We start from the raw sequence: 6,089 nt of genomic DNA, 5'->3' as shown, positions 1-6,089 counted from the left end.
GGCTCAGCCCTCGGCGGCGGGCTCCAGGTCGAACTCCCCGTCCCGTGCCCCCAGCACGAAGGCCCGCCACTCCGCCTCCGTGTACCGCAGGACCGTCTCCGGCTCCAGCGACGACCGCATCGCCACCGCGCCGCCCGGCAGACGGGCGATCTCCACCCGCTCCTCGTGCCGCTCCGTCCCCGGCGCGCACTCCCACTCCACGCCGGAGATGTCGAGCGCGTACAGCTCGTCCCGCTCCCGCTCCTTGCGGGCCTTGACGTCTTCCTCTGTCTCCGCTGTCTCCGCCATGCGAAGCCCCTTCCGCAACGGGCCCGAACCGGGCCGGGTCGATCCGCGACGTACCCTAGTGCGCGTCCCACCGCCCCCGGCCGACTTCCGTGACCCGCGGCAGGGACCCCCCTCGCGGCCTGGTACTCTGGGCGACGGCCGTTTGTGTACGCGCCACCGGACCCGCCCGACGGCGGTCTGGAGGACGCGCCCAGCGGATCCCCGCCTCCCGAGTAACGGAAGCTCCCCCGAGACACAGACCGGGGGCACTCGGTGGCCATCAGGACATCACCAAGGAGTACGCGTGTCGCTCGACGCCGCTACGAAGAAGCAGATCATCACCGAGTTCGGCACCAAGGAAGGTGACACCGGCTCCCCCGAGGTCCAGGTCGCGCTCTTGACCCGCCGCATCTCCGACCTGACGGAGCACCTCAAGAGCCACAAGCACGACCACCACTCCCGTCGTGGTCTGCTGATCCTGGTCGGTCAGCGTCGCCGTCTGCTGCAGTACCTGGCCAAGAAGGACATCCAGCGCTTCCGTGCCCTGGTCGACCGCCTCGGCATCCGCCGTGGTGCTGCCGGCGGCGCCAAGTAAGACGCCGTGAAGGGAGCGGTTCCCGTGAAGGGGACCGCTCCCTTTGCCGTACGTACGGAAACGTGCGAGGTGTCACCCGCACTTTGTAGTGTGGTAGCACAACGCACGACACACGACACGGTGTGATCACGGGGCCCACACGGGGTACCCCGTATCACTGATCACCCGACGAACTGTTCACGTGAACAGTTCACCCGAACGAGGGGAAGCGCACCTCGCCGCCACCGGTCCTCGGTAGTGGCCCCCGGGGAGACTGACCCGGGTGCTTCGATCGAAGACCGGTCCGCAAGGCACGGCGCGCTTCTCCGCCGAGTCCCTCTGCCACACGGGCAGCCCAGGGACGAAGACGAGGAGAAGAACACTGGTGGAGAACGAGACCCACTACGCCGAGGCCGTCATCGACAACGGTTCCTTCGGCACCCGCACCATCCGCTTCGAGACGGGCCGCCTGGCCCGTCAGGCCGCCGGCTCCGCCGTGGCCTACCTGGACGACGACACCATGGTGCTGTCGGCCACCAGCGCCTCCAAGAACCCCAAGGACCAGCTCGACTTCTTCCCCCTGACGGTGGACGTCGAGGAGCGCATGTACGCGGCCGGCAAGATCCCCGGCTCGTTCTTCCGCCGTGAGGGCCGGCCGTCCGAGGACGCCATCCTCACCTGCCGCCTCATCGACCGCCCGCTGCGCCCGTCCTTCAAGAAGGGCCTGCGCAACGAGATCCAGGTCGTCGCGACGATCATGGCGCTCAACCCCGACCACCTGTACGACGTCGTGGCGATCAACGCCGCCTCCGCGTCGACGCAGCTGGCCGGCCTGCCCTTCTCCGGCCCGATCGGCGGCGTCCGCGTCGCGCTGATCAACGGCCAGTGGGTCGCCTTCCCGACGCACACCGAGCTCGAGGACGCCGTCTTCGACATGGTGGTCGCGGGCCGCGTCCTGGAGGACGGCGACGTCGCGATCATGATGGTCGAGGCCGAGGCCACCGAGAAGACCGTCAAGCTCGTCGAGGGCGGCGCCGAGGCCCCGACCGAGGAGGTCGTCGCCGCCGGTCTCGAGGCCGCGAAGCCCTTCATCAAGGTCCTCTGCAAGGCCCAGTCGGACCTCGCCGCCAAGGCCGCCAAGCCGACCGGCGAGTTCCCGATCTTCCTGGACTACCAGGACGACGTCTTCCAGGCCCTGTCCTCCGCCGTCCGCCCCGAGCTGAGCGAGGCGCTCACCATCGCGGGCAAGCAGGACCGCGAGGCCGAGCTGGACCGCGTCAAGGGCCTCGCCGCCGAGAAGCTCCTCCCGGAGTTCGAGGGCCGCGAGAAGGAGATCTCCGCCGCGTACCGCTCGCTCACCAAGCAGCTGGTCCGCGAGCGCGTGATCAAGGAGAAGAAGCGCATCGACGGCCGCGGTGTCACCGACATCCGCACCCTGGCCGCCGAGGTCGAGGCCATCCCGCGCGTGCACGGCTCCGCCCTGTTCGAGCGTGGCGAGACCCAGATCCTGGGCGTCACCACCCTCAACATGCTCCGCATGGAGCAGCAGCTGGACACCCTCTCCCCGGTGACCCGCAAGCGCTACATGCACAACTACAACTTCCCGCCGTACTCCGTCGGCGAGACCGGCCGCGTCGGCTCCCCGAAGCGCCGCGAGATCGGCCACGGCGCCCTCGCCGAGCGCGCCATCGTGCCGGTCCTGCCGACCCGCGAGGAGTTCCCCTACGCGATCCGCCAGGTGTCCGAGGCCCTCGGCTCCAACGGCTCGACCTCCATGGGCTCCGTCTGCGCCTCCACCATGTCGCTGCTGAACGCCGGTGTGCCGCTCAAGGCCCCCGTCGCCGGCATCGCCATGGGCCTGATCTCCCAGGAGATCAACGGCGAGACGCACTACGTCGCCCTCACCGACATCCTCGGTGCGGAGGACGCCTTCGGCGACATGGACTTCAAGGTCGCCGGCACCAAGGAGTTCGTGACCGCCCTCCAGCTCGACACCAAGCTGGACGGCATCCCGGCCTCCGTCCTCGCCGCGGCCCTCAAGCAGGCCCGCGACGCCCGTCTCCACATCCTCGACGTGATGATGGAGGCCATCGACCGGCCCGACGAGATGTCCCCGAACGCTCCGCGGATCATCACCGTCAAGATCCCGGTGGACAAGATCGGTGAGGTCATCGGCCCCAAGGGCAAGATGATCAACCAGATCCAGGAGGACACCGGCGCCGAGATCACCATCGAGGACGACGGCACCATCTACATCGGTGCCTCGGACGGCCCGGCCGCCGAGGCCGCGCGCGCCACGATCAACGCCATCGCCAACCCGACGATGCCCGAGGTCGGCGAGCGTTACCTGGGCACGGTCGTCAAGACCACGACCTTCGGCGCCTTCGTCTCCCTGATGCCGGGCAAGGACGGTCTGCTGCACATCTCGCAGATCCGCAAGCTGGCCGGCGGCAAGCGCGTGGAGAACGTCGAGGACGTCCTCGGCGTGGGCCAGAAGGTCCAGGTCGAGATCGCCGAGATCGACTCCCGCGGCAAGCTCTCCCTCGTCCCCGTGGTCGAGGGCGAGGACTCCGAGCAGGCAGAGAAGGACGACAGCGAGAAGTGACCTCTCGTAGCACCACGGCGACGGCCCGCACCGGTTCCCCGGTGCGGGCCGTCGCCCGTACCCAAACCCTGATCAAGGGGCAGAACGGCAGCGGCACCGTCCGCCGTACCGTCCTCCCCGGCGGCCTGCGGGTCGTCACCGAGACCCTCCCGTCGGTGCGCTCGGCCACGTTCGGCATCTGGGCCAACGTCGGCTCCCGCGACGAGACGCCGGCGCTGGGCGGCGCCACCCACTACCTGGAGCACCTGCTCTTCAAGGGCACCTCCCGGCGCAGCGCGCTCGACATCTCCGCCGCGATCGACGAGGTCGGCGGCGAGATGAACGCGTTCACCGCCAAGGAGTACACCTGCTACTACGCCCGCGTGCTGGACACCGACCTCCCGCTCGCGATCGACGTGGTCTGCGACATGCTCACCGGCTCGCTGATCCGCCAGGAGGACGTCGACGTCGAGCGCGGCGCGATCCTCGAGGAGATCGCGATGACCGAGGACGACCCGGGTGACTGCGTGCACGACCTGTTCGCGCACACCATGCTCGGCGACACCCCCCTCGGCCGTCCCGTCCTCGGCACGGTGGACACCGTCAACGCGCTCAACGCCGACCGGATACGGCGCTTCTACAAGAAGCACTACGACCCCACCCGCCTGGTGGTCGCCGCGGCCGGCAACGTCGACCACGCCAAGGTGGTCCGCCAGGTCCGGGCCGCCTTCGAGAAGGCCGGGCTGCTGACCGACCACGACGCCGTCCCGGTCGGCCCCCGCTCCGGCAGCCGCACCCTGCGCGCGGCCGGCAAGGTCGACCTGGTGTCCCGCAAGACCGAGCAGGCCCACGTCATCCTCGGCATGCCCGGCATCGCCCGCACCGACGACCGCCGCTGGACCCTGGCGGTCCTCAACACGGCCCTCGGCGGCGGCATGTCCTCGCGCCTGTTCCAGGAGGTCCGGGAGAAGCGCGGCCTGGCCTACAGCGTCTACTCGTACACCTCGAGCTTCGCCGACTGCGGCCTCTTCGGCGTGTACGCGGGCTGCCGGCCCAGCCAGGTGCCCGACGTGCTGAAGATCTGCCGCGACGAACTCGACAGGGCGGCCGCCGAAGGCCTGCCCGACGAGGAGATCGCCCGTGCCGTCGGCCAGCTCAAGGGCTCCACGGTCCTCGGCCTGGAGGACACCGGGGCACTGATGAACCGCATCGGCAAGAGCGAGCTGTGCTGGGGCGACCAGATGTCGGTCGACGACGTCCTCGCCAGCATCGACGCGGTGACGCCCGATGATGTACGAGAGGTCGCCCGGGACATCCTGGGCCGCCGTCCCTCCCTGTCGGTCATCGGCCCGCTCAAGGACAAGCAGGCCTCCCGCCTGCACCAGATCGTGGCCTGAGCCGACCGAGCCCCGTGGGGCCCGCGAAAGGAAGCATGAGCAACATGAGCAAGCTGCGTGTGGCGGTTCTCGGCGCCCAGGGGCGCATCGGCTCCGAGGCCGTCAAGGCGGTCGAGGCCGCCGAGGACATGGAACTGGTGGCCACCCTCGGCCGCCACGACAGCCTGGACGTCCTGGGCTCCAGCGGCGCCCAGGTGGCCGTCGAGCTGACCACCCCCGACTCGGTGATGACCAACCTGGAGTACTGCGTCGGCCACGGCATCCACGCCGTCGTCGGCACCACCGGCTGGAACGACGAGCGCCTGGCGAGCCTCGGCGGCTGGCTGGACGACTCCCCGTCGACGGGCGTCCTGATCGCCCCGAACTTCTCCATCGGCGCCGTCCTCACCATGAAGTTCGCGCAGATCGCCGCCCCGTACTTCGAGTCGGTCGAGGTCGTCGAACTGCACCACCCCGACAAGGTCGACGCGCCCAGCGGCACCGCCCAGCGCACCGCCCAGCTGATCGCCGAGGCCCGCCGCACGGCCGGCAGCGCGCCCATGCCCGACGCCACGGCCAAGGCGCTGGAGGGGGCCCGCGGCGCCGACGTCGACGGCGTCCCGGTGCACGCGGTCCGCCTGCGCGGCCTGCTGGCCCACCAGGAGGTCCTGCTCGGCGGCGAGGGCGAGACCCTCACCGTCCGCCACGACTCCCTGCACCACATCAGCTTCATGCCGGGCATCCTGCTCGGCGTGCGCCGTGTGGTGGACACGCCGGGTCTGACCTTCGGTCTCGAACACTTCCTGGACCTGGGCTGACCCGGACATGCGCGCGAAGATCACCTATGCCGTCGCGGCCCTGGCCCTGATCGCCTACTTCGTCCTGGCCGGCAGCCGCGGCGTCATGCTCATCAAGGTCGGCACCCCGCTCACCGTCGCGCTCGGCGCCGCCGTGCTGGTACTGCCCGTCGTGGGCCTGTGGTTCCTCTGGGCCAACACCCGGTTCGCCCGGCGGGCCAACGCCCTCGCCGCCGAACTCGACGCGGAGGGCGGCCTGCCCGTCGACGACCTCAAGCGCACGCCCAGCGGCCGTATCGACCGCGACGCGGCGGACGCCGTCTTCGTCCGCCGCAAGGCCGAGACGGAGGCCGCCCCGGAGGACTGGCGCGCCTGGTTCCGCCTCGCCGTGGCCTACCACGACGCCCGCGACACCGCGCGGGCCCGCAAGGCCATGCAACGGGCGATCCAGCTCCACGACGGCTGACCGCAGCCCCCGGCGGTACACCACG

Annotated in this window: 6 protein-coding genes; 5 read left to right on the top strand and 1 reads right to left on the bottom strand. The window is 70.3% G+C overall.

Annotated features, from left to right (window positions below):
- Positions 1-3: 3 nt before the first annotated feature.
- Positions 4-288 carry a DUF397 domain-containing protein gene (locus tag HW445_RS15900; RefSeq protein WP_180221671.1) on the bottom strand — a complete coding sequence of 95 codons (285 nt, stop codon included), beginning with the start codon at positions 286-288 and terminating at the stop codon, positions 4-6.
- Positions 289-571: 283 nt separating this feature from the next.
- Here HW445_RS15900 and rpsO point away from each other — a divergent pair, with 283 nt between their 5' ends.
- The 5 genes from rpsO (at position 572) to HW445_RS15875 (ending at position 6,064) form a co-directional block, all read left to right on the top strand.
- Positions 572-862, top strand: coding sequence for a 30S ribosomal protein S15 (rpsO, locus tag HW445_RS15895; protein ID WP_108954112.1), 291 nt, complete (start codon positions 572-574; stop codon positions 860-862).
- Positions 863-1,226: 364 nt separating this feature from the next.
- On the top strand, positions 1,227-3,446 hold the full coding sequence (locus HW445_RS15890; RefSeq protein ID WP_151775558.1) for a polyribonucleotide nucleotidyltransferase: 2,220 nt from the start codon (positions 1,227-1,229) through the stop codon (positions 3,444-3,446).
- A complete protein-coding gene (locus tag HW445_RS15885; RefSeq protein WP_180221670.1) occupies positions 3,443-4,822 on the top strand; it encodes a pitrilysin family protein in 1,380 nt (459 codons plus the stop codon). Before HW445_RS15890 ends, HW445_RS15885 begins: the two co-directional genes overlap by 4 nt.
- Before the next feature lie 44 nt (positions 4,823-4,866).
- A complete protein-coding gene (gene dapB / locus HW445_RS15880) occupies positions 4,867-5,619 on the top strand; it encodes a 4-hydroxy-tetrahydrodipicolinate reductase (RefSeq protein WP_180221669.1) in 753 nt (250 codons plus the stop codon).
- A gap of 7 nt (positions 5,620-5,626) precedes the next feature.
- Positions 5,627-6,064: a hypothetical protein gene (locus tag HW445_RS15875; protein WP_180221668.1), complete on the top strand. Its 438-nt coding sequence runs from the start codon at positions 5,627-5,629 to the stop codon at positions 6,062-6,064.
- Positions 6,065-6,089: the final 25 nt, after the last annotated feature.

The organism is Streptomyces sp. UH6 (genome assembly GCF_013421635.1).
Classification (GTDB): domain Bacteria; phylum Actinomycetota; class Actinomycetes; order Streptomycetales; family Streptomycetaceae; genus Streptomyces; species Streptomyces abyssomicinicus.
Note: the sequence above shows the minus strand (reverse complement) of the source record. Positions and strands in the feature narration are given on the sequence as shown.

Bases quoted from the DNA above. Each gene is read 5' to 3' on its own strand.
- HW445_RS15900 (WP_180221671.1), bottom strand. From the start codon at position 288: ATGGCGGAGACAGCGGAGACAGAGGAAGACGTCAAGGCCCGCAAGGAG.
- dapB (WP_180221669.1), top strand. From the start codon at position 4,867: ATGAGCAAGCTGCGTGTGGCGGTTCTCGGCGCCCAGGGGCGCATCGGC.
- HW445_RS15875 (WP_180221668.1), top strand. From the start codon at position 5,627: ATGCGCGCGAAGATCACCTATGCCGTCGCGGCCCTGGCCCTGATCGCC.